20 protein-coding genes are annotated in these 22,883 nt (G+C 66.3%); 15 read left to right on the top strand and 5 right to left on the bottom strand.

Annotated features, from left to right (window positions below; genetic code table 11):
* Window positions 1-119: 119 nt before the first annotated feature.
* The 11 genes from NG697_RS14935 (at window position 120) to NG697_RS14885 (ending at window position 13,064) form a co-directional block, all read left to right on the top strand.
* Window positions 120-1,604, top strand: coding sequence for a four-carbon acid sugar kinase family protein (locus NG697_RS14935; RefSeq protein WP_252614569.1), 1,485 nt, complete (start codon window positions 120-122; stop codon window positions 1,602-1,604).
* A 27-nt stretch (window positions 1,605-1,631) separates the two neighbouring features.
* The gene (locus tag NG697_RS14930; RefSeq protein WP_248763110.1) at window positions 1,632-2,531 is read left to right on the top strand and encodes an NAD(P)-dependent oxidoreductase; all 900 of its coding nucleotides are present in this window, start codon (window positions 1,632-1,634) and stop codon (window positions 2,529-2,531) included.
* 159 nt (window positions 2,532-2,690) lie between these two features.
* Complete coding sequence (locus tag NG697_RS14925) at window positions 2,691-4,157, top strand: GntP family transporter (RefSeq protein WP_252614568.1); 1,467 nt, start codon at window positions 2,691-2,693, stop codon at window positions 4,155-4,157.
* Complete coding sequence (locus tag NG697_RS14920) at window positions 4,157-5,008, top strand: class II fructose-bisphosphate aldolase (protein ID WP_252614567.1); 852 nt, start codon at window positions 4,157-4,159, stop codon at window positions 5,006-5,008. Before NG697_RS14925 ends, NG697_RS14920 begins: the two co-directional genes overlap by 1 nt.
* A gap of 36 nt (window positions 5,009-5,044) precedes the next feature.
* A complete protein-coding gene (locus tag NG697_RS14915; RefSeq protein ID WP_252614566.1) occupies window positions 5,045-5,449 on the top strand; it encodes a DUF1304 domain-containing protein in 405 nt (134 codons plus the stop codon).
* 115 nt (window positions 5,450-5,564) lie between these two features.
* Window positions 5,565-6,923 carry an acyltransferase family protein gene (locus NG697_RS14910; protein ID WP_252614565.1) on the top strand — a complete coding sequence of 453 codons (1,359 nt, stop codon included), beginning with the start codon at window positions 5,565-5,567 and terminating at the stop codon, window positions 6,921-6,923.
* On the top strand, window positions 6,920-7,252 hold the full coding sequence (locus NG697_RS14905) for a GNAT family N-acetyltransferase (protein WP_252600653.1): 333 nt from the start codon (window positions 6,920-6,922) through the stop codon (window positions 7,250-7,252). The genes NG697_RS14910 and NG697_RS14905 overlap by 4 nt, the downstream gene beginning before the upstream one ends.
* 328 nt (window positions 7,253-7,580) lie before the next feature.
* On the top strand, window positions 7,581-9,236 hold the full coding sequence (locus NG697_RS14900; RefSeq protein WP_252614576.1) for a pyridoxal phosphate-dependent decarboxylase family protein: 1,656 nt from the start codon (window positions 7,581-7,583) through the stop codon (window positions 9,234-9,236).
* Window positions 9,233-10,603: a lysine N(6)-hydroxylase/L-ornithine N(5)-oxygenase family protein gene (locus tag NG697_RS14895; RefSeq protein ID WP_252614564.1), complete on the top strand. Its 1,371-nt coding sequence runs from the start codon at window positions 9,233-9,235 to the stop codon at window positions 10,601-10,603. Before NG697_RS14900 ends, NG697_RS14895 begins: the two co-directional genes overlap by 4 nt.
* Window positions 10,600-11,193, top strand: a complete 594-nt coding sequence (locus NG697_RS14890; protein WP_252600651.1) for a GNAT family N-acetyltransferase — start codon at window positions 10,600-10,602, stop codon at window positions 11,191-11,193. The genes NG697_RS14895 and NG697_RS14890 overlap by 4 nt, the downstream gene beginning before the upstream one ends.
* A complete protein-coding gene (locus NG697_RS14885) occupies window positions 11,190-13,064 on the top strand; it encodes an IucA/IucC family protein (protein ID WP_374209933.1) in 1,875 nt (624 codons plus the stop codon). Before NG697_RS14890 ends, NG697_RS14885 begins: the two co-directional genes overlap by 4 nt.
* Window positions 13,065-13,228: 164 nt before the next feature.
* On the opposite strand, the gene NG697_RS14880 is transcribed toward NG697_RS14885, so the two are convergent.
* Complete coding sequence (locus tag NG697_RS14880; protein WP_252614563.1) at window positions 13,229-14,476, bottom strand: RNA polymerase sigma factor; 1,248 nt, start codon at window positions 14,474-14,476, stop codon at window positions 13,229-13,231.
* A 33-nt stretch (window positions 14,477-14,509) separates the two neighbouring features.
* Window positions 14,510-14,929 (bottom strand): YciI family protein, encoded by a 420-nt coding sequence (locus tag NG697_RS14875; protein WP_056347932.1) that lies wholly within the window; start codon window positions 14,927-14,929, stop codon window positions 14,510-14,512.
* A 213-nt stretch (window positions 14,930-15,142) separates the two neighbouring features.
* Here NG697_RS14875 and NG697_RS14870 point away from each other — a divergent pair, with 213 nt between their 5' ends.
* Window positions 15,143-15,508, top strand: a complete 366-nt coding sequence (locus tag NG697_RS14870; RefSeq protein ID WP_252614562.1) for a VOC family protein — start codon at window positions 15,143-15,145, stop codon at window positions 15,506-15,508.
* Between the two features lie 18 nt (window positions 15,509-15,526).
* A complete protein-coding gene (locus NG697_RS14865; RefSeq protein WP_252614561.1) occupies window positions 15,527-16,294 on the top strand; it encodes an SDR family NAD(P)-dependent oxidoreductase in 768 nt (255 codons plus the stop codon).
* Here the strand turns inward: NG697_RS14865 and NG697_RS14860 are convergent.
* Window positions 16,260-17,327 carry an FUSC family protein gene (locus tag NG697_RS14860; protein WP_252610786.1) on the bottom strand — a complete coding sequence of 356 codons (1,068 nt, stop codon included), beginning with the start codon at window positions 17,325-17,327 and terminating at the stop codon, window positions 16,260-16,262. The genes NG697_RS14865 and NG697_RS14860 overlap by 35 nt on opposite strands.
* Window positions 17,328-17,577: 250 nt before the next feature.
* A complete protein-coding gene (locus NG697_RS14855) occupies window positions 17,578-19,176 on the bottom strand; it encodes an MFS transporter (RefSeq protein ID WP_252600644.1) in 1,599 nt (532 codons plus the stop codon).
* A gap of 492 nt (window positions 19,177-19,668) precedes the next feature.
* Between NG697_RS14855 and NG697_RS14850 the strand changes: the two genes are divergently transcribed.
* Both NG697_RS14850 and NG697_RS14845 read left to right on the top strand, forming a co-directional pair.
* Window positions 19,669-19,878 (top strand): hypothetical protein, encoded by a 210-nt coding sequence (locus NG697_RS14850; protein ID WP_252600642.1) that lies wholly within the window; start codon window positions 19,669-19,671, stop codon window positions 19,876-19,878.
* A gap of 71 nt (window positions 19,879-19,949) precedes the next feature.
* Entirely contained in the window at window positions 19,950-20,210 is a 261-nt protein-coding gene (locus tag NG697_RS14845; protein WP_252600640.1) for a hypothetical protein, read from the top strand.
* A gap of 127 nt (window positions 20,211-20,337) precedes the next feature.
* On the opposite strand, the gene NG697_RS14840 is transcribed toward NG697_RS14845, so the two are convergent.
* A complete protein-coding gene (locus NG697_RS14840) occupies window positions 20,338-22,851 on the bottom strand; it encodes an ATP-dependent DNA ligase (RefSeq protein WP_252614559.1) in 2,514 nt (837 codons plus the stop codon).
* Between the last annotated feature and the right edge of the window lie 32 nt (window positions 22,852-22,883).

Genomic DNA, 22,883 nt, shown 5'->3' with positions numbered 1-22,883 from the left:
ATATGTCTGACAAGTCTACTTGCGCGTTTCTATGTCCTGTGCCACACTATTTGAAATGTTAGATGTCAGACATCTTACAGTTACCTCGATACTTAGATTTCCACACAACGGAGTGCACTGTGACGCTTGAAGCAGACATCCTGGCCGCCTTCCCGGCCGAAGTCCGGATTCCCGCCCGCCTGGTTGCCGACGCCGTCGCCGCGTCCAGCGCGGAGACCCCCCGGATGCTCGTAGTGCTCGACGACGACCCCACCGGAACGCAGTCCGTTGCGGATCTGCCCGTGCTTACCCGCTGGGAAGTGGAGGACTTCATCTGGGCCTTTGGCCAGGCGAAGCCCGCCGTGTACGTGCTGACCAACACCCGCAGCCTGGACCCCGCAGAAGCCGCAGCCCGCAACGAGGAAGTGGTCCGCAACGCACTGGCCGCCGCCGGTTCCGCAGATGCCAGTGCCGGTTCCAGCCTGCGGCTGGGGTTCGTGAGCCGCAGCGACTCCACCCTCCGTGGCCACTACCCGCTGGAGCCCGACGTCATTGCGGCCACTGTTGCTGACGTCAGCGGAGAAGCCACCGACGGCGTTGTGCTGGTTCCGGCATTCCCCGATGCCGGCCGCGTGACCATCGGCGGCGTGCACTACATGCGCGGCACCGGGGACGACGCCGGCAAGCTCACCCCCGTGGCCGAGACCGAATTCGCCAAGGACGCCAGCTTCGGCTTCGCCAACTCGGACATGACCAAATACGTGGAAGAGAAGTCACAGGGCCGCTTCGCCGCCGAATCCGTGATTGTCCTGGACCTGAACATCATCCGCGCCTCTGCCGATCCGCAGATCACCGCCGAGGCCATCGCCGACGCCATCGAGCCTGCCACCAACTCCACGCCGATCGTCGCTGACATTGTCACCGAAAACGATCTCCGCGCCCTGTCCCTGGGCCTGGAAGAAGCCGAACGCCGCGGCAAGAAGCTCCTCTACCGCGTGGGACCGCCGTTTGTCCGTGCCCGGATCGGCCAGGAAATCCGCACCGCGCTCACCGGCGCTGAAGCCTACGCCGGCAACAACCCGTCCGAGGCCGGCGGCCTGATCGTGGTGGGCTCCCACGTGGGCGTCACCACCCGCCAGCTCAAGGCCCTCACCGAACAGCACGGCGCAGCGCGCATTGTGGAGATTGACGTCGAGAAGCTGCTCAACGACGCCGGGGCGGCACACCTCGACCAGACCGTTGACACCGTCGTGGAGGCGCTCCACGGGGGAGACGTCATCGTCCACACCAGCCGCCTGTTGATCAAGACCGACGACGCCGCAGCGAGCCTGCGGATCGCGCGCACGGTGTCCGCCGCCGTCGTCGCCGTGGTGAACCGGACCCTCAAAACCTTCCCGCCGCGGTTCGTCATCGCCAAGGGCGGCATCACGTCCTCCGACGTCGCCGCCCACGGCCTGGAAATCCGCCACGCCATTGTCCGCGGTCCCATGCTGCCGGGCATCGTCTCGCTCTGGGAGCCGGTGGACGGCCCCGCCAAGGGCATCCCGTACATCGTGTTCGCCGGCAACGTGGGCGACGACCAGTCCCTCGCCGACGTCACCCGCAAGCTCAGCAGCACCTTCTAATCCCGCCAGTATTCAAGGAAGAACACCATGACCAGCAACTACACCATCACCGTCCTGGGCCTCGGCGCCATGGGCCTGCCCATGGCCACCCGGCTGGCCAGCGAGCTCACCGTTCACGGCTTCGACATCGCCGAGCCGCGCCTGAAGCTCGCCGAAGAAGCCGGCATCCGCACCTTCGCCTCCGCCAGGGAAGCCTCCAAGGGCGCCGATGCACTGCTCCTCGCGGTCCGCAACGGCGAGCAGCTCAACGACGTCCTCTTCGGCGAGAACGGCGTGGCCTCCGTACTCGAGCCGGGTGCCGTCGTCATCCTCGGCAGCACGGTGGGCACCGAAGCCATCCCCGCCACCGTGGCACGCCTCGCCGAATACGGCGTTGAGCTCGTGGACGCGCCGCTGTCCGGCGGCCCCAAGCGCGCCGGTGAAGGCGACCTGCTGATCGTCGTCGGCGCTTCCCCCGAGGCCCAGGAGAAGGCCCGCCCTGCCCTCGAACTGCTAGCTTCCACGCTCACCGTGGTGGGCGACAAGCCCGGCGACGGCCAGGCCCTCAAGACCGTCAACCAGCTCCTCTGCGGCATCCATATCGCGGCCGCCGCCGAGGCCATGGCCCTCGCCGACGCGCTCGGCCTGGACCAGGCCAAGACCCTCGCAGCCCTCGAAGCCGGCGCGGCAGGTTCGTTTATGCTTTCCAACCGCGGCCCGCGCATCCTCGAGGCCTACACCGAGGAAGGCGCAGAGGTCCTGTCCCGCCTGGACATCTTCGTCAAGGACATGGGCATCGTGGGCAAGGCCACCCGCGCCGCCGGCCTGGCAGCCCCCGTTGCCGCCGCCGCCGAGCAGCTGTACCTCCTGGGCCAGGCCCAGGGCCTCGCCGCCGCCGACGATTCCGCAGTCATCAAGGTTGTCGCGCCCACCAAGCGCACCGCCTAGGCACCACCACTTCACCTCCGCTAAAGCGCCCCCAAAAAACGTACGACGACGGCGGTCACCCCTCCGCCGTCGTCGTATCTTCCAGCGTTCACAAAGCACAAGAAACAGCGCCCGCCAGCCCGTCTTCTGGAAGACTGGCTTGTCGAAGGAGACACCGCAATGAACCCCCTGACTAACTCGCTGATGGTGCGGGCGGCCGACGCCCCCGCCATCAAACCCGCGGTGGAGCTGGGTACTCCGCTGCTCCTCACCATCGCGGCGATCGGCATCGCCGTCCTGCTGGTGATGATCATCCGATTGAAGATCCAGGCCTTTGTGGCCCTGCTGACCGTAAGCATCGCAGTGGCCGTGGCCTCGCAGATCCCGCTGAAGGACGTCTTCACCGTCGTCGCCACCGGTGTGGGCGGAACCATGGGCAAGGTGGCCCTGCTGATCGCGCTCGGCGCCGTCCTGGGCCGGATGATCGAGGTTTCCGGCGGCGTCCAGTCGCTGGCCGCGCACTTCACCGGGAAGCTTGGCGCCAAGCGCGTAGCGGTGGCGCTCACCGCCGTCGGCTTCCTGGTGGCCATCCCCGTGTTCTTCGAGGTGGGCATCATTGTGCTCGTCCCGATCGTCTACGCCTTTGCGAAGATCGCCAACGTGCACCCGGTCAAGTTCGGCCTGCCGATGGCCGGCATTATGCTCTCCATCCACGTCGCCGTGCCGCCGCACCCGGGCATCGTGGCAGGCGCCGGAGTGTTCGGCGCCGACATCGGGCTCATCACGCTGATCTCGCTGCTCATCTGCGTCCCGCTCGGATTCCTGTCCTATTGGGTTGCCAGCATCATGAACCGCAAGGAGTACGAGCTCCTCCCCGGCGTCAAGGCCCAGGTGGACGAATTCGGTTCCGACTCCCTGGTCAAGGTCGGCCACCAAGGCCCGGGCGCCGTAGGCATCGCCCCGCCGCGTCCGGCCCTGATCATCTTCCTCATCGCCGCGCCGATCGTGCAGATCCTCATCGGCACCCTGGGCACACTCACCATCCCCAAGGACAACTCCTGGTACGGCCTGGCTGCCTTCATCGGCAACCCATTCTTCGCCCTCCTGGTGGCCGTTGCCCTGTCCTTCTTCCTGCTGGCGGTCCGCCGCAACTGGTCCCTGAAGGAAACCGGCGAGATCTTCGAAGGCGCCCTGCCTCCCATCGCGTCCATCCTGATGGTTGTCGCGGCCGGCGGCGTGTTCGGTGAGGTCCTGCGGACCTCCGGCATCGGTGCTGCACTGTCCCAGACGCTGGACCACCTGGGCCTGCCGGTCATTGTGCTCGGCTTCGTGATCTCCCTGGCCCTGCGTGCAGCCCAGGGTTCGGCAACCGTCGCCATCGTCACCACCACCGGCCTGCTGACCTCCGCCGTGATGGAAGGCGGCTACTCGCCGGCCCAGATCGCCGTCATCGTCATCGCCATCGGCTTCGGCTCGCTGGGCCTGTCCCACGTGACCGACGCCGGCTTCTGGACCGTGGTGCGCTACTACGGCCTCACCGTCTCGGACGGCCTCAAGACCTGGACCGTCCTCACCACCGTCCTCGGCGTGGCCGGCTTCATCCTGACCTACGTGGCCTGGATCCTCGTGGGAGGCCTGAGCGTCTGATGCGCACCCGACTCGACCACCTGGTCACCGCCGCCCTCCAGCAGGGCTCGGCCGTTCCCGCCTTCACCTGCTACGACTTCACCACAGCGCTGGCTGTTGTGGGCGCTGCCGAGGACGCGGGCCGCGGGGTCATCCTGCTGGTGGCCCCCAAAACGGCTGGCACGTCCAACGGCCTCCGGCTGATCGCCGCGCTCCGCGGGCTGGCAGACGCCGCATCCGTTCCGGTGGTGGTCCAGCTGGACCACGCGACGGACCTCAAAGTGATGGCCGACGCCGTCGCCGCGGGGGCGGATTCGGTCCTCGCGGACGGCTCGTCCCTTCCGTATGAGGACAACATTGCGCTGGTCCGTGAGGCACGCTCTGTGCTGGGAGCCGGCGTCGTGCTTGAAGCGGAACTCGGCGGCCTGGCCGGCGACGAGGACCGCGCCTTCGGTGCCGACGAAGCCGGTGTGGCAGTGGCCGGCCTGACGGACTCTGCCCAGGTGGAGGACTTTGTGGCCCGGGCCGGCGCGGAACTCCTGGCTGTTGCGGTGGGCAACGTCCACGGCAAGTACAAGGGCGAGCCGCAGCTGCGCTGGGACGTCCTGCAGGACATTGCCGTGCGGACCCACATCCCGCTGGTGCTCCACGGCGCGTCCGGCATTCCGGTGGGGGAGCTGGTCAAGGCCGCCGCGATGAACGTGGGCAAAGTGAACTTCAATACCGAGCTCCGCACCGGCGTGCTGTCCGCGCTCCAGGAACAGCTGCCGGCGCACCGGGCCGACGGCGAGAACCTCCAGGGCTTGCTGGGCCGCTGGAACACCTCGGCCAGGGAATTCGCCACGTCGGCGTTGGGCATGCTCACCCGCTGACGCTCGTCTGAGTTGTGGGGAGGCTAGGATCAGCACATGATCCTGGCCTCCCTGCTTTTTGCCTTCCTCGCCGCGGCGCTCCATGTGTACATCTTCACCATGGAATCCTTCACCTGGACCACGCCGGCCACGTGGAAGCGCTTCGGCCTCGCCTCCCAGGCCGACGCCGAGACCACCAAACCCCTCGCCTACAACCAGGGCTTCTACAACCTGTTCCTGGCCATCGGCGCGATCATCGGGGTGGGCTGCGTGGCGCTTGGCCCCGACGCTTCCGCGCAGCACGTGGTGGGCTGGACGCTGATCTTCAGCTGCTGCGGCTCCATGCTGCTCGCCGCGGCGGTGCTGGCACTCAGCGGGAAAAAGTACCTCCGCGCCGCGGTTCTGCAGGGCACGACGCCGTTGCTCGCCGTCGTGCTGGGGTTGCTGGCCGTTGCTGGCTGACTGACGCTCCTGAGGCGACCACTGCTGAGGCGACGTTGTGCCCGTTTCTGGCCGGAAGCGCATCGCGGGCGGACAATTGAGTCAACAACAGCATCGGCGCTTGTAGGGACTGCACGTGAGTGGTGTGAAGGGGCCAGCCCCGCACAGTGACCAGGCGGTCCGGCGCGACCTCGTGATCGACCTTGTCCGGTTCGTCTGCCTGGCCCTGGTGGTGGTGGGCCACTGCATGATGGTCAGCCCCGTCCTGCAAGGGGACGGCACCGTGACCTCCAAAAATACGCTGGGCGATCAGCCGTGGTTCGAGCCCGTGATCTGGATCTTCATGGTGATGCCGCTGTTCTTCGTGACCGGCGGCACCACCGGCCTCCAGTCCTGGCAGCGGCTGAGAGCCCGCGGCGGTACGGGCGTCGAGTTTGCCCAGGCCCGGCTGCTGCGGCTGGTCCGCCCGGCGGCGGCACTCCTGGCGGTGATGTTCCTGGGCTTTTCGGCGGCGCTCCTGCTCGGGGTGGACCCCCAGGTGGTTCAGTTGATGGCCACCGGGGCCGGCATGCCCCTGTGGTTCCTGGCCGCCTACCTGGCCGCCCAGCTCAACATCCCGCTCCTGGCCCGGTTCCATGAGCGCGCGCCCTGGCTGACCGTTGCGGTCCTGGCGGCCCTCGTGGTGGCCATCGACTGCTTCCGCGGAGCCCTGCCCATCCTCGCCTACGCAAATCTTGTTTTCCTGTGGTGCGCCGTGCAGCAGCTTGGTTTCCTGGTGGCCGACGGGCACGTCGCCAGGCTCACGCGCTCCGGCCTGGTGGGGCTCATCCTGGCAGCCAACCTGGTGCTCGGGCTGGTCACTGGCCTGGGTCTCTACTCCGGAAACATGCTGGTCAACCTCAACCCGCCCAACCTCTGCCTGCTGCTCCTGGGCGTGTCCCAGGCTGCCGCGCTCCAGCTCTTCCGGCCGGCGCTCGGCTGGGTTTCCGGCGTGCGCTGGATCCGCGTGGTGGTCATGGTTGCCGGCCGCCGCTCCATGACCGTGTACCTGTGGCACCTGCCGTTGCTCGCGGCTATGTCCGGGCTCCTGCTCCTCACCGACTTCCCCAAGCCCGGGGCAGGCACCGCCGAATGGTGGTGGGCGCGGCCGCTCGTCCTCCTGGGGGTTGTCGCCCTGCTGCTCCCGGTACTGGCCGCGTTCGGCCACCTTGAGGAACGTCCGACGGCGTCCGTCCACACCCGCGGCCGGCCCGCCGCCGCGGTGGTGACGGCCGCCGTCGTCGTCTTCATTCCGGTGGCGGACGCTGCCCTCAACGGCCTGACGCTGGGCCTGCTCGGAGGCGGTGCAGCATGCTTTGTGTTGGCCGTCCTGCTGCTGGGCCGGATGCCCGAACGTGTCCCCGGCGATGTCGGTGCCGAACGGGTGGACCACGCCGGCAGCCAGAGTGACGGGCCATTGCCAGCGGGGCCAAGTAGTGCCAATGTCGAACCATGACTGAGAACATGATTTCCACAGAGGACAAGTTCAGCCCCGACGTCTCGCTGTCCAGGGATGACGTGCACCACCGCTACGAGCTGCGGGTGGGCGGAAAGATCGCCGTCCAGTCCTTCTTCCGGGACCTGCCCGGACACGTGGATTTCCTCCACACCGACACCGCTGAGGATTTCAAGGGCCAGGGACTGGGCAAGGTCTTGGCTCACTTCGCGCTCGACGACGTGGTGGCTTCGGGTAAGCGCATCATCCCGCATTGCCCGTTCATTTCCAGCTACCTCCGCGCCCATGAGGGGGGCTACGAACAGCACATCGACTGGCCGGACAACTAGCGCAAACGGTCATTTAAGCCCCTCGAACCAGCGCGAACGGTCATTTAAGCCCCTCGAACCAGCGCGAACGGTCATTTAAGCCCCCGGAAACTCCCTCCGGAGGGCCTCAAGTGTCCGTTCGCGCGGAGTATTTTGCACCCGATTCGCGATCGGGGCCAGTCAATGAAGCGCCCGCGACCTGAAGAACGCCCGTATCCGGCGGCTTAAGATAAATAAGTCACTAAAGTTTGACGAAAAGGTTCACCTAAGTAAGGCTTACCTTGCTAAAGACAACCCCAACGTCGAACTAAGGATGACCACTGTGCCGCTGCTGCCCCGTGTTGATGAGATGTACGTGGATGAAAATCGGGAGGGCGAAACCCTGCAGGGGCAGGATTTCGGCTCCCGCGTGGAGCTGGCCCTCGCTGCCACCAACCATCTGTTCAACACCAGGAACTCCACCCGGTACGTGGCGCAGGTGCTGCAGGGAGTCAACGCCGTGGCCACCAAAATCGACCGCACCACCCGGCCTTTTACCGGCGTCGGGCCCGCCGAAATGAAGGCGCGTATCGGCGCCGTTGACCTGGACCAGCCGCTCCCGGACACCGCCGCGGCCCTGGAAGAGCTGGAGACCGTGTACCTCCGGGACGCCATCTACTTCCACGATGCGAAGTACGCGGCCCACCTGAACTGCCCGGTGGTGATCCCGGCGCTGGTGGGGGAGGCCATCCTGTCCGCGGTGAACTCCTCGATGGACACCTGGGACCAGAGCGCCGGGGCCACCATGATCGAACGCCGGCTCATCGACTGGACCGCCGAACGGCTGCAGCTGGGGGCGGCAGCCGACGGCGTGTTCACCTCCGGCGGCAGCCAGTCCAACCTGCAGGCGCTGCTGATCGCGCGCAACCACGCCGTCGCCGGGCTGCGGCAGGAGCCGGCCAACGCCGGACTCCGGCTGCCCGCGCTGCTGGAAAAGCTCCGGATTTTCACCTCAGCAGCCAGCCACTTCAGCATCCAGAAGTCCGCGTCCATGCTGGGCATGGGCTTCGACGCCGTCATCTCCGTCCCATGCGCCGCGGACCACAAGATGGACCCGGCCGCGCTCGCCGAGGCCATGGCGGAAGTGCACGACGCCGGGCTGGTGCCGATGGCGGTTGTGGCCACCGCCGGGACCACCGACTTCGGTGCGGTGGACCCGCTCGCCGACCTCGCGGCCCTGGCCCGCGCCTACGGTGCCTGGTTCCACATTGACGCGGCTTACGGCGGCGGGCTGATGGTTTCGAACCGCTACCGCCACCTGCTGGACGGGACCCGCCTGGCCGACTCCGTCACCGTGGACTTCCACAAAACGTTCTTCCAGCCCGTTAGCTCCAGCGCCCTGCTGGTCCGCGACCGCGCCATGCTCCAGCACGTCACCTACTACGCGGACTACCTGAACCCGGAAAGCGCCGCCCTGGCCGAGATCCCCAACCAGGTGGACAAAAGCATCCAGACCACCCGGCGCTTTGACGCGCTCAAGCTGTGGCTGACCCTGCGCATCATGGGCGCGGATGCGATCGGCGCCCTGTTTGATGAAGCAATCGATCTCGCAGCCCGGGTGGGATCAGTGCTGGCCGCCGACGACGACTTTGAGCTCGCCGCCGCTCCGCAGCTCAGCACGCTGGTCTTCCGGTACCGGCCCCGGGTTTCCGGTGCTTTGTCCGGCGCTGCTGCCCTTACCGGCGCCGGTTTTGCCGATGTCGGCCTCACCGACGCTCACGGCCGGCTTTCCGAGGATGCGGCCGACACCCTCAACCCGGCCATCCGTGCGGCCGTTTTCGCGTCCGGGCAGGCCGTCGTAGCTGGCACCAAGGTGGCCGGCCGGCACTACCTGAAGTTCACCCTCCTCAACGCCGAAGCAACCCTGGAGGACATCAGCGAGATCATCGAGCTGCTGCGCAGCACCGGCGTGCAGCTGCTGTCCGGCGCCAACACCAACAACAGCACCAGCGAGGTGTCCCCATGAGCACCTCCACCGAACCGCGCATTTTCGACTTCGCCGGCATCGGCGTCGGGCCCTTCAATCTTGGCCTCGCCGCCCTCAGCGAGCCGGTGGACGGGCTGGATGGCGTCTTCCTGGAGCAACGGGAATCCTTCGACTGGCACCCGGGCATGATGCTGGAGCCGGCCCACCTGCAGGTGCCGTTCATGGCGGACCTGGTGTCGCTGGCCGACCCCACGTCGCCGTATTCGTTCCTGAATTTCCTCAAGCAGACCGGGCGCCTCTACCGCTTCTATATCCGCGAAAACTTCTATCCGCTGCGCGCCGAGTACAACCAGTACTGCCAGTGGGTGGCCGGCCAGCTGCGGTCCGTCCGTTTTAGCACGGCTGTGCTGGATCTAACGTACGACGCCGGCGTATACCGCCTTTCAATGGAAGGTCCGGACGGGCCTGAGGTGCTGCTGGCGCGGCGGCTGGTGCTGGGCACGGGCACCTCGCCGTACGTGCCGGCGTCCTGTGACGGAATAGTCGACGCGGCCGCTGATGGCGGCGGGGGACTTGTCCTCCACAACGCCGATTACCTGTCGCGGAAGAGTGAGCTGCAGGCCAAGCGGAGCATCACCATCGTGGGCAGCGGCCAGAGCGCCGCGGAAATCTATTACGAGCTCCTGCAGGACAACGACACCTATGGCTACCAGCTGAACTGGGTCACCCGGTCCGGGCGGTTCTTCCCGCTGGAGTACACCAAGCTCACCCTGGAGATGACCTCGCCGGAGTACGTGGACTACTTCCACGGGCTGCCGCAGGGCCAGCGCGACGGCCTCATCAAGAGCCAGAAGAACCTGTACAAAGGCATCAACTCCGAGCTGATCGACGCCATCTACGACCTCCTGTACGCCAAGAGCCTCTCCGGCATGGTGGACACCCAGCTCCTCACCCATTCGTCGCTCACCGGCGCCGCCTGGGATCAGGCCACCGGTTCCCACACCCTGCAGCTCCGGCACGAGGAGCAGGGCTCGGACTATGTGCTGGACAGCGAAGCCGTGGTCCTGGCCACCGGCTACACCTACCGGGAGCCGGACTTCCTGGCCGGAATCCAGGACCGGATTGCCAGGGACTCCGCCGGCCGGTTCGCCGTGGCACGCAACTACAGCACCGGCGTCGAACCCGGCGAAATTTTCGTCCAGAACGCCGAGCTGCACACGCACGGCTTTGTCACCCCGGACCTCGGCATGGCCGCCTACCGCAACTCGTGCATCCTGCGCGAGATCACCGGCCGCGAGGTCTACCCGGTGGAGCGCAGCATCGCGTTCCAGCAGTTCGGCGCGCCGAATGGCCTGCCCGAACCTGCCGAAGCGCTCTCAACAGGAAAAGCATGGGTGTCCGCATGAGCTTCTCGTTCCGCTGTGTTGACGCCGCTACCGATGCACCACTCCTCCACAGCTGGGTCACACAGCCGTACGCGTCGTTCTGGGGGATGCTGTCCGCCACAGTTGACGGGGTTGTGGAGGAATACTCGAGAATCCAGGCAACGGGGCATCACCACGCCTTGCTGGGGATCAACGACGACGGCGTCCCCGCCTTCCTGATGGAGGAATACCTGCCGGCCGCCTCGCCGCTGGCCGCGATCTATGCCGTGCAGGAGGGCGACATTGGCATGCACCTGCTGGTGGCGCCGCCGTCGGGAGACCCCCAACCGGGGTACACCGCCGCGGTGATGGATGCCGTGCTGGAGCGGTTGTTCGAAAAACCGGGAGTGGAACGCGTGGTGGTTGAACCAGACGCCAAGAACTCCAAGATCCATGTGCTCAACGAGCGGCTGGGCTTCCAGCCGGCGGAGGTTGTCACCCTGCCGGACAAGGAAGCGCTGCTCAGCTTCTGCACACGCCAGGACCACCTCGCCGCCCGCGCAGCGCTGGGCCACCCCCGAGTCCCTTCCCATGACCTTTCCGTCCCGATCCATCAGGGAGAATCACTGTGACCATCATCGAGCTGGACCCCGCCGTCGTCGAAATATCGGACAGCACCGCCAACACTGTTCCCCACCTCGCACCCGAACGCTGGGCGGCGGCCAACCGCCACCTGGTCCGCAAGGCGCTCGCGGAATTCCTGCACGAACGCATCCTGGAGCCGCAGCGCCTGGGCTCCGGCAGCGGTGCCACGGGTCCGGAGGAGCCCGCGGTGTACGTGGTCCGCAGCGACGACGGCCTCACGGCGTACTCGTTCACGGCCCGCGTGCTTGAGCTGGAGCACTGGTCGGTGGACGCCGCTTCGATCCACTGCACACGCAGCGGCGAGGACGCCGCCCCGGACGCCCTGCGTTTCATCACCGAGTTCAGGGACACCCTGGGCATCCGCGAGGAGATGCTCCCGGTCTACCTTGAAGAGATCAGCAGCACCCTGGCCGGCCACTCCTACAAGCAGTGGCTGGGACAGCCGTCCGCCGAGGAACTCGCGGCAGGAGTCACCGGCGGCACGGACCCCGCCGCCGACTTCCAGGCCATCGAACGCAGCATGACGGAGGGCCACCCGTGTTTCGTGGCCAACAACGGCAGGCTGGGGTTTGGCATCAGTGACTACCGGGCGTTCGCGCCGGAGACCGGAGCCTCCGTCCGCCTGGAATGGATCGGGGTGCACCGCAGCAAGGCTGTCTTCACCGCCAGCGCCGGACTGGACTACCGCGCCCACCTGGAGGCCGAGCTCGGCGCCGCCGCGCTGCAGTCCTTTGACAGCGACTTCGCGGCGCAGGGCGCGGACCCCGCCCAGTACTTCCTGATGCCGGTGCATCCGTGGCAGTGGGAGAACAAGCTCACCGTCACGTTCGCTGCCGAAATCGCCCAGCAGCACATCATCCATCTGGGGACCGGTGCCAACAGTTACCAGGCCCAGCAGTCCATCCGCACGTTCTTCAACACGGCCGCGCCCGCCAAGAGCTACGTCAAGACGGCGATGTCCGTCCTGAACATGGGCTTTATGCGGGGACTCTCGCCGCAGTACATGAAGGCAACCCCCGCCATCAACGACTGGCTGCAGGACCTGATCCGATCAGACGAAGCCCTGCAGAAACGCGGCCTGGCCATGATCAGCGAGATCGCGGCCATCGGCTACCACAACGGCTACTACGAGGCCGCGTCCGCCAAGGGCTCGCCGTACCAGAAGATGCTGTCCGCGCTGTGGAGGGAAAGTCCGCTCCCGCTGCTGGAGGACGGCCAGCAGCTTGCCACCATGGCGTCCCTGCTGCACGTCGATTCGACCGGCAAACCGATGGTGTCTGCCCTGATTGAGCGCTCCGGACTGGAGCCTGCCGAATGGCTGCGCCGCTACTTCGAGGCCTACCTCGTCCCGTTGGTCCACTGCCTCTACCGGTACGAACTCGCCTTTATGCCGCATGGCGAGAACGTGATCCTGGTGCTGGATAACGGTGTGCCCGTCCGTGCGGTGATGAAGGACATCGCCGAGGAAATCGTGGTGATGGGGCGCCGGCTGGACCTGCCCGAGGAGGTATCGAGGATCCAGGTTGATATCCCTGACGGCGAAAAGGTGCTGGCCATCTTTACGGATGTGTTCGACTGCATCTTCCGCTTCCTCGGTGCCCTGCTGGTGGAGGACGGGAAACTCAGCGAGGAGGAGTTCTGGTGCACGGCCGCGCGGGTCATCCAGGAGTACCAGGCTGAACACCCGGAGCTCGCGGACCAGTTCGCCCGCCACGACCTGTTCGCCCCTGACTTTGAACTGTCGTGCCTTAACCGGCTGCAGCTGCGGAACAACCAGCAGATGCTTGACCTCACCGACCCGTCAGGCGGGTTGCAGATGGCCGGCCGGCTCGCCAACCCGCTCGCCAGGTTCGCGTAGCGTCGGATTCTGCTCCATCATTCGCAGGCTTCGGCCAGGTGGGCCGGTGATTCCGGGCCCGGTCCCGGGGCTTGCAGGAATGATGGAGCAGAATCCGGCGGCGGGGCGGGCGGAGGCTTAAGTGTCCGTTCGCGCTCGGTGCTGGACCGCGGCCCACCCCGGGGTCAGCTGAGCTCGTCCACCTTGCGCTGCAGCACCGCGCGCTCGGCGGCGTTTCCGCACAGCGCCATGGCCTGCAGGAGTGCGGACCGTGCGTCGTCACACCTGCCGAGCCGGGTGAGCATCTCGCCACGGACCGCGGGAAGCAGGTGCGAGCCCGCCAGTTCTCCCCGTGCGGCCATGGCCTCCACCAGCTCCAGTCCGTCCGCCGGGCCGGAGGCCATCGCGACGGCGACCGCACGGTTGAGTTCGACGACGGGGGAAGGGGCCAGCCGGCCGAGGGCTTCGTAGAGGATGACGATCCGCTGCCAGTCCGTCTCGGCAACCGAATGAGCCACGGCGTGGCACTCAGCGATGGAAGCCTGGAGACCGTACGCACCCAACCCGCGTCCGGATCCCGTGGCCCGGGCCAGCGCCGCACGTCCGCGCAGGATCGCGGCCTGGTCCCACCGCCGTCGGTCCTGGTCTTCCAGAAGCACCGGGCGGCCCGACGCATCGAGCCGGGCCGGGAACCGCGCGGCGGTGAGTTCCATCAGCGCAATCAGCCCGAACACCTCGGGCTCCGGCGAGATGCGCACCAGTACACGGGCCAGTCGGCGGGCTTCGCCGGCCAGGTCCGTGCGGATCCATTCCGCGCCGCCCGAGGCAAACGAGCCCTCCGTGAAGATCAGGTAGATGACGTTGAGCACCGAGCTAAGACGTTCAGCCCGCTCGTGCGGCTCAGGCACCGCGAAAGGCACCTGCGCGGCGGCCAGCGTCTTCTTGGCACGGGTGATGCGTGCCTGGATCGTCGCCACCGGGACCAGGAAAGCCTTGGCAATCTCGTCGCTGCCCAGGCCGCCCACTACGCGTAGCGTCAACGCGATCCGGGCTTCCTTGGCCAGCACCGGATGGCAGGAGATGAACATCAGGGCGAGCACGTCGTCGTCGATCGCATCGGAGTCGAACAAGGTGTCCGCTCCTGGCTCCTCCGCCGCGAGGTCGCTGGCCAGCAGGGCGTACTTTTCGTCCCGTGCCGCCCGCCGGCGGAACGTATCAATCGCACGACGGCGGCCTGTGGTGAGGAGCCAGCCGGCGGGTTCGGCGGGTATCCCGTTGACGGACCAGGAGACGAGTGCTTCGGCGAGTGCCTCCTGGGCGAGATCCTCGGCCAGCGGGAAGTCGCCTGTATAGCGGGCCAGGGCGCCGACGATGCGGGCAGACTCCATCCGCCACACCGCCTCGACGGCGCCCCGCGCCTCAGCACCGCTCATAAACGGTCAGATGTGTCGGTCAGAGCTGCCCGGTCACAGCTGCCCGGTCTGCTCGCGCCAGGCGCGTTCCTTCTGGATCCATTCGTTGTCCTGCGGGAACTCGTCGATGGTGGGCACGCGGCGGATTTCGGTCTTGCGGCCGGCCGTGAGCGGCGCCCGCTTCGCCCACTCGATGGCTTCCTGCTTCGAGGCCACATCGAGGATGTAGAAGCCGCCGAACAGTTCCTTGGTTTCTCCGTAGGGGCCGTCTGTGACCACCGGTGTTTCGCCGGTGAAGTCGACCACAACGCCCTCCTTCGGATCCTCCAGGCCCTCGGCCGCCAGCAGGACGCCGGCGCGGATCAGTTCGTCATTGAACTTGCCCATGGCGTTCATCGCCTCGTCGAAGTCGACGTCCGTGAACTTCGCGAGGGACTCGTCGGTTTCCCGCATGATCAGCATGTACTTGGCCATCTCAATCTTCTCCTTGGTTGTGGAAGGTCGCCCTTCGACCTTCTCATCCATAGGTCGAATGGCGCGAGGCCGGATCGACACAAACCAAAGACCTTTTTTCCAAGTTCCTGAGCGGGCCCGCTGACTCTCGACCGGGGTGCTGTGGGGGTTTACGGTGGTTTCGTCCGATGGACCCCACTCGACCCATCTGACTCCACCTGAAAAGGAGAAGCCATGGCCGGCGAACCAGCGTTCTTTGAAATCGGAGTCGAAGATCCCGAACGGGGCAGGGCGTTCTACGGCGCGCTCTTCGGCTGGGACTTCAGCCCTGGACCGTCCGATGAGGGCGGGTCCATAATCGGCACCCCCGGCACCCCCGGCATCCCCGGCGGGCTGCACGGCGGCGACAAGGGCGCGGTGCCCTACCTGTTCTTCCGGGTGGACGACATGGATGCCGCCCTGGCCCGGGTGCGTGAACTTGGCGGCTCGGCGGACAGCGCGGAACTGGGTGACGAGGACCCGGCGGAGTACGGAAGATTCAAGCTCTGCAAGGACGATCAGGGCTCAACCTTCGGCCTGCACCAGCCGCCGGCGCCGTAACACGGCTAGTCTGGGCGCATGGAGACACCCACCACCGCGCTCGTAACAGGGGCAACCGCAGGGCTGGGAGCGGAGTTCGCCCGCCAGCTCGCGCAGGAAGGCCACCACATGGTGCTCGTGGCCCGCGACGCCGCCCGGCTCCAGCAGATCGCTGACGAACTCGAGCGTGATTACAGCGTTTCCACTGAGGTGCTGCCCGCCGACCTGACGGACGACGCCAGTGTGGCCGCCGTCGTCGGGCGCCTCACGGACGCGGCGCGGCCGGTTGAGGTCCTGGTGAACAATGCGGGGATCGGGCTGCTGCACTCGTTCGAAAAAAATTCCCTGGAGGACGAGAAAAGACACCTTCGCCTGCACGTGCAGACCCCCATGGAGCTCTGCCATGCTGCGCTGCAGGGGATGCTGGAGCGGCGCTCCGGCAGGATCATCAACGTGGCCAGCGTGTCGGCTTTCGCCAACCGCGGCAGCTACTCGGCTGCGAAAGCCTGGCAGGTCATCTTCAGCCGCTGGGCCAACCTGGCCTACGGACCGAGAGGCGTGCACGTCACGGCACTGTGCCCGGGATTCACGCACACCGAATTCCATGACCGCATGGGCATGGAAAAGTCGGTCGCCCCGCACTGGATGTGGCTGCGGGCGGACTGGGTGGTCCGGGACGGCCTGGCTGACAACGCCCGCGGCAAGGGCGTTTCGATCCCCACCAAACGCTACAAACTGGTGGCCGCCATCTCGCGTGTGCTGCCGGCGCGGTTTACGTCCGGACCGCCGCGGCGTCCGAAGCAGTAGCCCTCCGCGGTGCGCGGATGGCGACCACCACGGCGATGCCGATCACGGCGCCCACAAAGGTCTCCACCGCGCGTTCGGTGACCAGGAGACCCGGGTCCACGGGCGCGGCAAGCTGCGTCATGAGCAGGATCACCGGCGTGAAGAAGACCATGGCCCAGCCGTAGTGCCGCGCCATGAAGAGTTCGGTGGGGAACTGGAATGCGACCACCAGCAGCGCCAGCACGGCGGCAGTGTGGCCGGGGAAATACTGCAGCGGGGACAACGGCCCAGGAAAGAGTACGACGGCGACCAACGCCAAACCGACGAACGTCCCCACGATGCGGTGGATCCCGCGGTGGACGCGGCTGGGCAGGTCGGCCCCCGCGAGCGGGACGGCGGCCGCGGCCATGGCCCAGTGCGGGTGGCCGCTGCCGCTCAGGACGCCGCAGGTTCCGGCGGCACCGACGGCCAGGACATAGCGGGCGGCGTGGACCAGCGCGGCCTGCCGGAGTTCACTGCTGGGACGCGGAACATCACGCACGGCGCCCGCCTCCCAGGCCCGGACCCGCAGCCAGCCTGCGAAGCCCACCACGATCGAGAACGCGGCCGAGGCCGCACCGATCAGCACGGCCGTCAGGAACGGCACGCTCGTCGGGACCGAGGCGCAGGCCCCGAGTGCCAGGATGCCGAAGAACGGTCCATTCGGCCTGAGCCGCACTTTGTCGGAGAAAAGGGAACCGGCACCGGCCAGCACGGCCTCCACGAGCACCAGCCACCAGGAGTGGAGGTGGTTGACGGACAGGAACACGCCCACCGTGATGCCGCTGATCAGGACCACTGCCGCCTGCGCCTGGTGCTTGAGTCGAAGCTGGTGGGATTCCGAGCGTCCGTACATGCCGGTCAGGGCACCGAACACTGCGTACATCGTCAGCTCGGGACGGCCGATGGCCAGGAGTACCAGGGAGGGCACTGCCACGCTGAGGGCAACCCGAACGGCCGAGAGCCGGTCGTTGTTCGCCGGGCCCAGGGCGTGCAGCGTGCGGGCATGGGCCATGACTCTGCGCACAGCCAACACCACCTATTCTTCAAGCCCTTGTTCGAAAATTAGCAGAAGCCCGGAATGCTGGCCATTAGCTGGGTCACAGGGCGTCGCGTTGGTATGGCCGGAAGGGCGGCGCCGGGCACGGCTAAGGCCCGCCCTGCGTGCTTCCCCCAAGGAAAGCGCGCGGGACGGGCCTTTGAGCGCGGGCTACAAGACGGCCCGGTCAGGCCGGTTTGTTGTTGCGGTGCTTAGACTGTGGTGCCTAGACTCCGGCCGGAACCTTAATGGCCGCGGCATCGGTGACGTCCTGGGATTCGAACGGCATGTCGGCCAGGTCGATCAGCGGGTTCTCATCCTGGGTGGCCACGAGTTCCTTGGCCTCTGCCTGGGTGTCCACGCTGGGCATGGAGCCGGGCAGCGGACGCTTGGCTGATTCCTTCAGGAAGTAGATGGCCACAACCCCGAAGGCTGAGGTCGCCATGAGGTAGTAGGCCGGCATCATGTCATCGCCGGTCGCCGTGATCAGCGCGGCCACGATGAACGGCGTGGTGCCGCCGAAGATGGCAACTGCGAAGTTGTAGGCGATACCCATGGCGCTGTACCTGTTGGCTGTCGGGAACTGTGCGGGCAATGCCGAGGCGAGGTTCGCAACATAGAACGTGACTGGGAACGCGATCAGCGAGAGGCCTGCCAGCGTGGACCAGACGTCACCGACGCCGATCAGCAGGAACGCCGGCGTAGCCAGCACCACGGTGCTGATGGCGCCGATCCAGAGGACCGGCCGGCGGCCGATGCGATCGGACAGCTTGCCCGTCAGCGGGATGCACAAGGCCATGATGACCAGCACGGGGATGGTCAGCAGTGTGCCGTGGACGGGATCGTAGCCCTTGGACTCCGTGAGGTATGTCGGCATGTAGGACGTCAAGGCGTACCCGGCGGTGTTGGCAGCGGCCACAAGGATCATGGCCACGATGAGCGAGCGCCAATAGGCCTTAACGATTCCGACCGGACTCTTGGCGGCGTCCACGTCAGCTGCTGCGGCGGCCTGCCCGATGGATTCCTGGGCATCCAGGGTGGCCTGAAACTGAGGGGATTCCTCGATCTTGTTCCGGAAGTAGATGGCGATGAGGCCCAGCGGGCCTGCAATGAGGAAGGGTATGCGCCAGCCCCATTCCTCCATGGCTGTCTGGCCAAGGGTCAGCTGCAGGACAGAAACCAGCGCCGCACCCAGGGCAAAGCCGAGGTAGCTGCCCATGTCCAGGAAGCTTGCAAAGAATCCACGGCGCTTATCCGGGGCGTATTCGCTCACGAACGTGGTGGCGCCTGCGTATTCACCGCCGGTGGAGAAGCCCTGTACAAGCTTCAGGATTACCAGCAGCGCAGCGGCCCAGATGCCGATCTGGGCGTACCCGGGCAACAGCCCGACGGCGAACGTACTGGCAGCCATAATCATCAGTGTTGCGGCGAGGACCTTTTGCCGCCCGATCTTGTCGCCGAGCCAGCCGAACACAACACCGCCGAGTGGACGGGCAATGAAGGTGGCAGCGAACGTTCCAAGCAGGAACAGCGTCTGGACGGACTTGTCGGCCTCGGGAAGGAAGACAGGTCCCATGGTGGTGATCAGGTAGCCGAATACGCCGACGTCGAACCACTCCATGGTGTTACCCACGATGGTTCCGCCGAGCGCTTTTTTCAGCATGGGCTGGTTTACAACATTCACGTCGGACTCTTTGAGCCGGCGACGCGCAAGGATCTTCGGTTTACGCGCACTTGGCAGTGCGCTATTTGGTACTGCATCGTTGGGTCGGCTGGCGTTGTTCACGCCTGCTGAAGAGTCGGTCGTGCTTCGGTCTGTGGGCATTTGGGCGACTCCTATGGAGGTCATTTGCTTGCGACTTGTAGCTGCCCCGCTCTGGGCAGGCTTTCAATTTTACGCGGATTCCATGGCAAATGAGAGTTTTATACCGTAAAGTGCCTTCCTTAGAGAGGGTTTCCACCGGTTTTCAGGGATTTCTTTTGGCTGCTCTCGCCCCGTCATCATTGGGATTCGGGCGGTTGGGGCCCATCGTTACGGAATCTTTTTGTTCACGACCCCTTTTTTGCGCCATTTTTCCCCTGAAACCCGGGGAAAAGTGACGGCCGCCACGGCCGTTCGGGCACCAGTTCCCGGCCGCCACTCGGCCCCATGTACAGGCCGGAAACCGGGGGTTCACAACCGAGCCTGAAACTGCCTATTGTTGATTCATGGGAACACTGATTTTTGAGTAGGCGGACGCCTGCGGCCTGGTACCACCGGCCCCGTCCATGCTGATCTCGTCAGACACACTGATTCTCCTCAGAAAGGTTCCACCAAATGACTGAAAACACTCCCAGCCAGCCCGAATCCGCGCAGGACGATGCCGAAGCCAAGGGCATCCGGGCCGGGCTGACCGAAGCGCAGCGGGCCATGCTGGCCAGCAAATCCAGGGGCGGCGACGCCGGGCTGCAGAGCGTCGGCAAGAACCACAAGCCCACCCATGTCAGCGGCAAGCAGGGCCCGGCAGAGAAGAAGGTCCGCTGGTAAATCCAGCGCCCGGACAGCACGCCAGACCTACCATTGGTAAACACTTCATTTCATTGCGGAAGGAAGAAAAAATGGCTGAAAAACATGCTGGAGCAAGGATCGAACCGGAGGTCGCGGACCATCTCGCGGCAGCCATGGACACCCCGTCCATGCCGGACCCGGCCACCCTTGCGGTGACTGCGGCGATGGCCGGCGAACACCACTGGCCGGACGGCAACGGCAAGCACCGGCACCCCAAGGAGCAGGGTTCAGACCATGGCCGGGCGGGCCATGAGGCTGCAGTCACGGCCGTGCACCGTACCGGCCGCCCGCAGATGCCGCACTCGTCCTAGGAACACCCTCGCTGACGACGCGCATCTGACCTGGCGACACGCAAAAGGCCTGGCGACACCCGAATTCGGGTGTCGCCAGACCTTTTGCGTGTCCCAGGAAAATTTGCGCGTCGCCAACGCAGCGTCGCTAACCCTCCGGCACCACTTCGTCGGCGTTCTTGTCCAGCCGCCAGCCCCGCCACACCGGATGCCTGAGCTTGCCGCTGCCCGTCCATTCCCCGAAAGTCACCTCACCGACCAGCCGTGGCGTCACCCAGTGGGCGTCCGAGGCATCCACGCGGGGAACGTCGTCGAACGGTGACGTCTTGCGCGCCAGATCGTCCACTTTCTGGCGGAGTTCGTGCAGTTCGCGCATGCTGAACCCGCTGCCCACCCGGCCCACATACCGCAGCTTGTTGCCGTCGGGGATGCCCAACAGCAGCGAACCTACCGAACCCTGCCGCCCGCCTTTGCCCGGCCGCCAACCGCCCACCACCACTTCCTGGGTCTGCTCCAGCTTGATCTTGATCCACGTCCGGGTCCGCTGCCCGCTGACGTAGCGGCTGTCGGTCCGCTTGGCCATCACGCCCTCGAGCCCCAACTCCTGCGCACTCTCCAGGATGTGCTCGATCCTCTCGTCCAGGACGGCGGACAGCTCCACGGGACACTCCGACGGGTGATGGAACTCCTCCAGCCGCAGCCGCCGCTTCGCGAAAGGCAGCCGGCGAAGGTCCTCGCTGCCGTCGGACAGCAGGTCAAAAAGCATCAGCCGGACAGGGATTGCTGCGCGGGCCTTGGCGACGTCGGCCGGCCGGGACAGTTTCATGCGTCCCTGGAGCAGCCCGAAATCGGGTCTGCCGGAAGGCCCGACGGCGATAATCTCACCGTCGGCGACGAACGGGCCCGCCGGCCAGCAGGCCCGGTCCTTCAGCTCGGGGTAGGTTGCGGTGACGTCTATGCCATTGCGGCTGAAGACACGGACCTTCTCTTCGTCGGCGACCAACAGGGCACGCACGCCGTCCCACTTCAGCTCGAACTGCCAGTCGCTGCCGTGAAGGTCGGCGGCGGTACCGGACGTTGCCATCATGGGACTGAAATCTTCAGCACGCAGTGGGGAAGGCGCGGCCGCGGCCGGGGAAACGTCCGCGGCAGGCTCAGTCCCGGAAGCGTCCGCCGCCGAATTATCCGCCGCGTCCTCCGCCGGTTCATCCTCCGCCGGAGCCCGCCGCGGATGGAAAGTCTGGTGGTCCTTGTCCATCAGGTGGATGAGCCATTGCCCTTCGGCGTCCCTGCCCTGCCCCCTACCGGTGTGGATGAGGGCGAACTTCTTGGTGCCGCCCAGGCCGCCGCCCTCGGTGCCGGTCAGCGTGGCGATGACCTCCCGGCCGTTGATCCATTTCTCCAGTTCATACGTGCCGTGGTCCCAGATGCTGACTTCCCCGGCGCCGTACTGGCCTTTGGGAATGGTGCCCTCAAACGTGGCGTAGTCCAAGGGGTGGTCCTCGGTCTGGACGGCCAGGTGGTTCTTTTCGCCGGATTCCGGGACGCCCTTCGGCAGGGCCCACGACACCAGCACCCCCTCGTGCTCCAGCCGGAAATCGAAGTGCAGCCTGCTCGCGTGGTGCTCCTGGATCACAAAGGTGTCGCCATTTCCGGAGGCGCCGGAGAACGGTTCCGGCGTCGCGTCCGGGTCCCGCATCGACCGGTACCGCTCCAGGCGGACGTGGGCGCCGCCGTCGTCCGTCTCCCCGTCCAGGGAATCCGGGTGACCGGCACCGCGGGCGACGGCGGCGAACGGGTCCTTGCCCGCCTTGACCCGGCGCAGCACGGCTTTGTAGTCGAGGTGCTCGAGCTTGGGAGACCCGATCTCCTGCCAGGTCCGCGGGGCGGCCACCGTGGGCGTGAGGCGGCCGCGCAGGGAGTACGGCACGATGGTGGTTTTGGCGGCGCTGTTCTGGCTCCAGTCCACCAGGACCTTGCCTGTGCGCAGCGTCTTTTTCATGTCGCTGACGGCGAGATCCGGGTGGTCGGCTTCCAGCGCGCGGGCCAGCTCGTGCGCAAAGTCTGAGATCTGATCGGAGGTCTGCGTTCCGTCAAGGCCCGCGTAGAGGTGGATGCCCTTGCTGCCGCTGGTCACCGGCACCGGTTCCAGGCCTACGTCCTGCAGGATGGCCCGTGCCAGCCTGGCAACCTCGGCGCATTCCTCCAAGCCTGCGCCGTCGCCGGGATCGAGGTCCAGGACCAGGCGGTCTGGATTGAGCTGCTTGCCGTGGGAGTCCACCTGCCACTGGGGGACATGGATTTCCAGCGAATTGATCTGTCCGAACCAGGTGAGCGTGGCGGGATCGTTCACCATCGGGTAATAGATGGTCCGGTCCTTGTGCGTGATGGCGGCGCGGGGGAGCCAGCCCGGCGCTGAATCCTCCAGGTTCTTCTGGAAAAACACCTCGCCGGGATGCCCGGCGGTGCCCACCCCGTTGACCCACCGCTTGCGGGTGGCGGGCCGGTTGGCCGCGGCGGGAATCAGCACGTGGGCCACGGCGGCGTAATAGGCCAGGACATCGGCCTTGGTGGTCCCGGTTTCCGGGTAGATGAGTTTGTCCAGGTTGGTGAGGGTCAGTTCCCGCCCCGCGACCCTGACGCGCTCTTTAGGGCCGGCCATGGGTCTTCACCTCCGGCCCCGCGTGATGTTCA

Source organism: Pseudarthrobacter raffinosi (assembly GCF_023913835.1).
In the GTDB taxonomy this organism is placed as follows: domain Bacteria; phylum Actinomycetota; class Actinomycetes; order Actinomycetales; family Micrococcaceae; genus Arthrobacter; species Arthrobacter raffinosi.
Note: the sequence above shows the minus strand (reverse complement) of the source record. Positions and strands in the feature narration are given on the sequence as shown.

What these genes read in the sequence shown, in the direction of transcription:
- NG697_RS14880 (WP_252614563.1), bottom strand. Translation starts at nt 14,476, where the DNA reads ATGAGCGGTGCTGAGGCGCGGGGCGCCGTCGAGGCGGTGTGGCGGATG.
- NG697_RS14875 (WP_056347932.1), bottom strand. Translation starts at nt 14,929, where the DNA reads ATGGCCAAGTACATGCTGATCATGCGGGAAACCGACGAGTCCCTCGCG.
- NG697_RS14890 (WP_252600651.1), top strand. Translation starts at nt 10,600, where the DNA reads ATGAGCTTCTCGTTCCGCTGTGTTGACGCCGCTACCGATGCACCACTC.
- NG697_RS14865 (WP_252614561.1), top strand. Translation starts at nt 15,527, where the DNA reads ATGGAGACACCCACCACCGCGCTCGTAACAGGGGCAACCGCAGGGCTG.
- NG697_RS14905 (WP_252600653.1), top strand. Translation starts at nt 6,920, where the DNA reads ATGACTGAGAACATGATTTCCACAGAGGACAAGTTCAGCCCCGACGTC.
- NG697_RS14855 (WP_252600644.1), bottom strand. Translation starts at nt 19,176, where the DNA reads ATGCCCACAGACCGAAGCACGACCGACTCTTCAGCAGGCGTGAACAAC.
- NG697_RS14845 (WP_252600640.1), top strand. Translation starts at nt 19,950, where the DNA reads ATGGCTGAAAAACATGCTGGAGCAAGGATCGAACCGGAGGTCGCGGAC.
- NG697_RS14870 (WP_252614562.1), top strand. Translation starts at nt 15,143, where the DNA reads ATGGCCGGCGAACCAGCGTTCTTTGAAATCGGAGTCGAAGATCCCGAA.
- NG697_RS14895 (WP_252614564.1), top strand. Translation starts at nt 9,233, where the DNA reads ATGAGCACCTCCACCGAACCGCGCATTTTCGACTTCGCCGGCATCGGC.
- NG697_RS14860 (WP_252610786.1), bottom strand. Translation starts at nt 17,327, where the DNA reads ATGGCCCATGCCCGCACGCTGCACGCCCTGGGCCCGGCGAACAACGAC.
- NG697_RS14925 (WP_252614568.1), top strand. Translation starts at nt 2,691, where the DNA reads ATGAACCCCCTGACTAACTCGCTGATGGTGCGGGCGGCCGACGCCCCC.
- NG697_RS14840 (WP_252614559.1), bottom strand. Translation starts at nt 22,851, where the DNA reads ATGGCCGGCCCTAAAGAGCGCGTCAGGGTCGCGGGGCGGGAACTGACC.
- NG697_RS14915 (WP_252614566.1), top strand. Translation starts at nt 5,045, where the DNA reads ATGATCCTGGCCTCCCTGCTTTTTGCCTTCCTCGCCGCGGCGCTCCAT.
- NG697_RS14900 (WP_252614576.1), top strand. Translation starts at nt 7,581, where the DNA reads ATGTACGTGGATGAAAATCGGGAGGGCGAAACCCTGCAGGGGCAGGAT.
- NG697_RS14930 (WP_248763110.1), top strand. Translation starts at nt 1,632, where the DNA reads ATGACCAGCAACTACACCATCACCGTCCTGGGCCTCGGCGCCATGGGC.
- NG697_RS14850 (WP_252600642.1), top strand. Translation starts at nt 19,669, where the DNA reads ATGACTGAAAACACTCCCAGCCAGCCCGAATCCGCGCAGGACGATGCC.
- NG697_RS14920 (WP_252614567.1), top strand. Translation starts at nt 4,157, where the DNA reads ATGCGCACCCGACTCGACCACCTGGTCACCGCCGCCCTCCAGCAGGGC.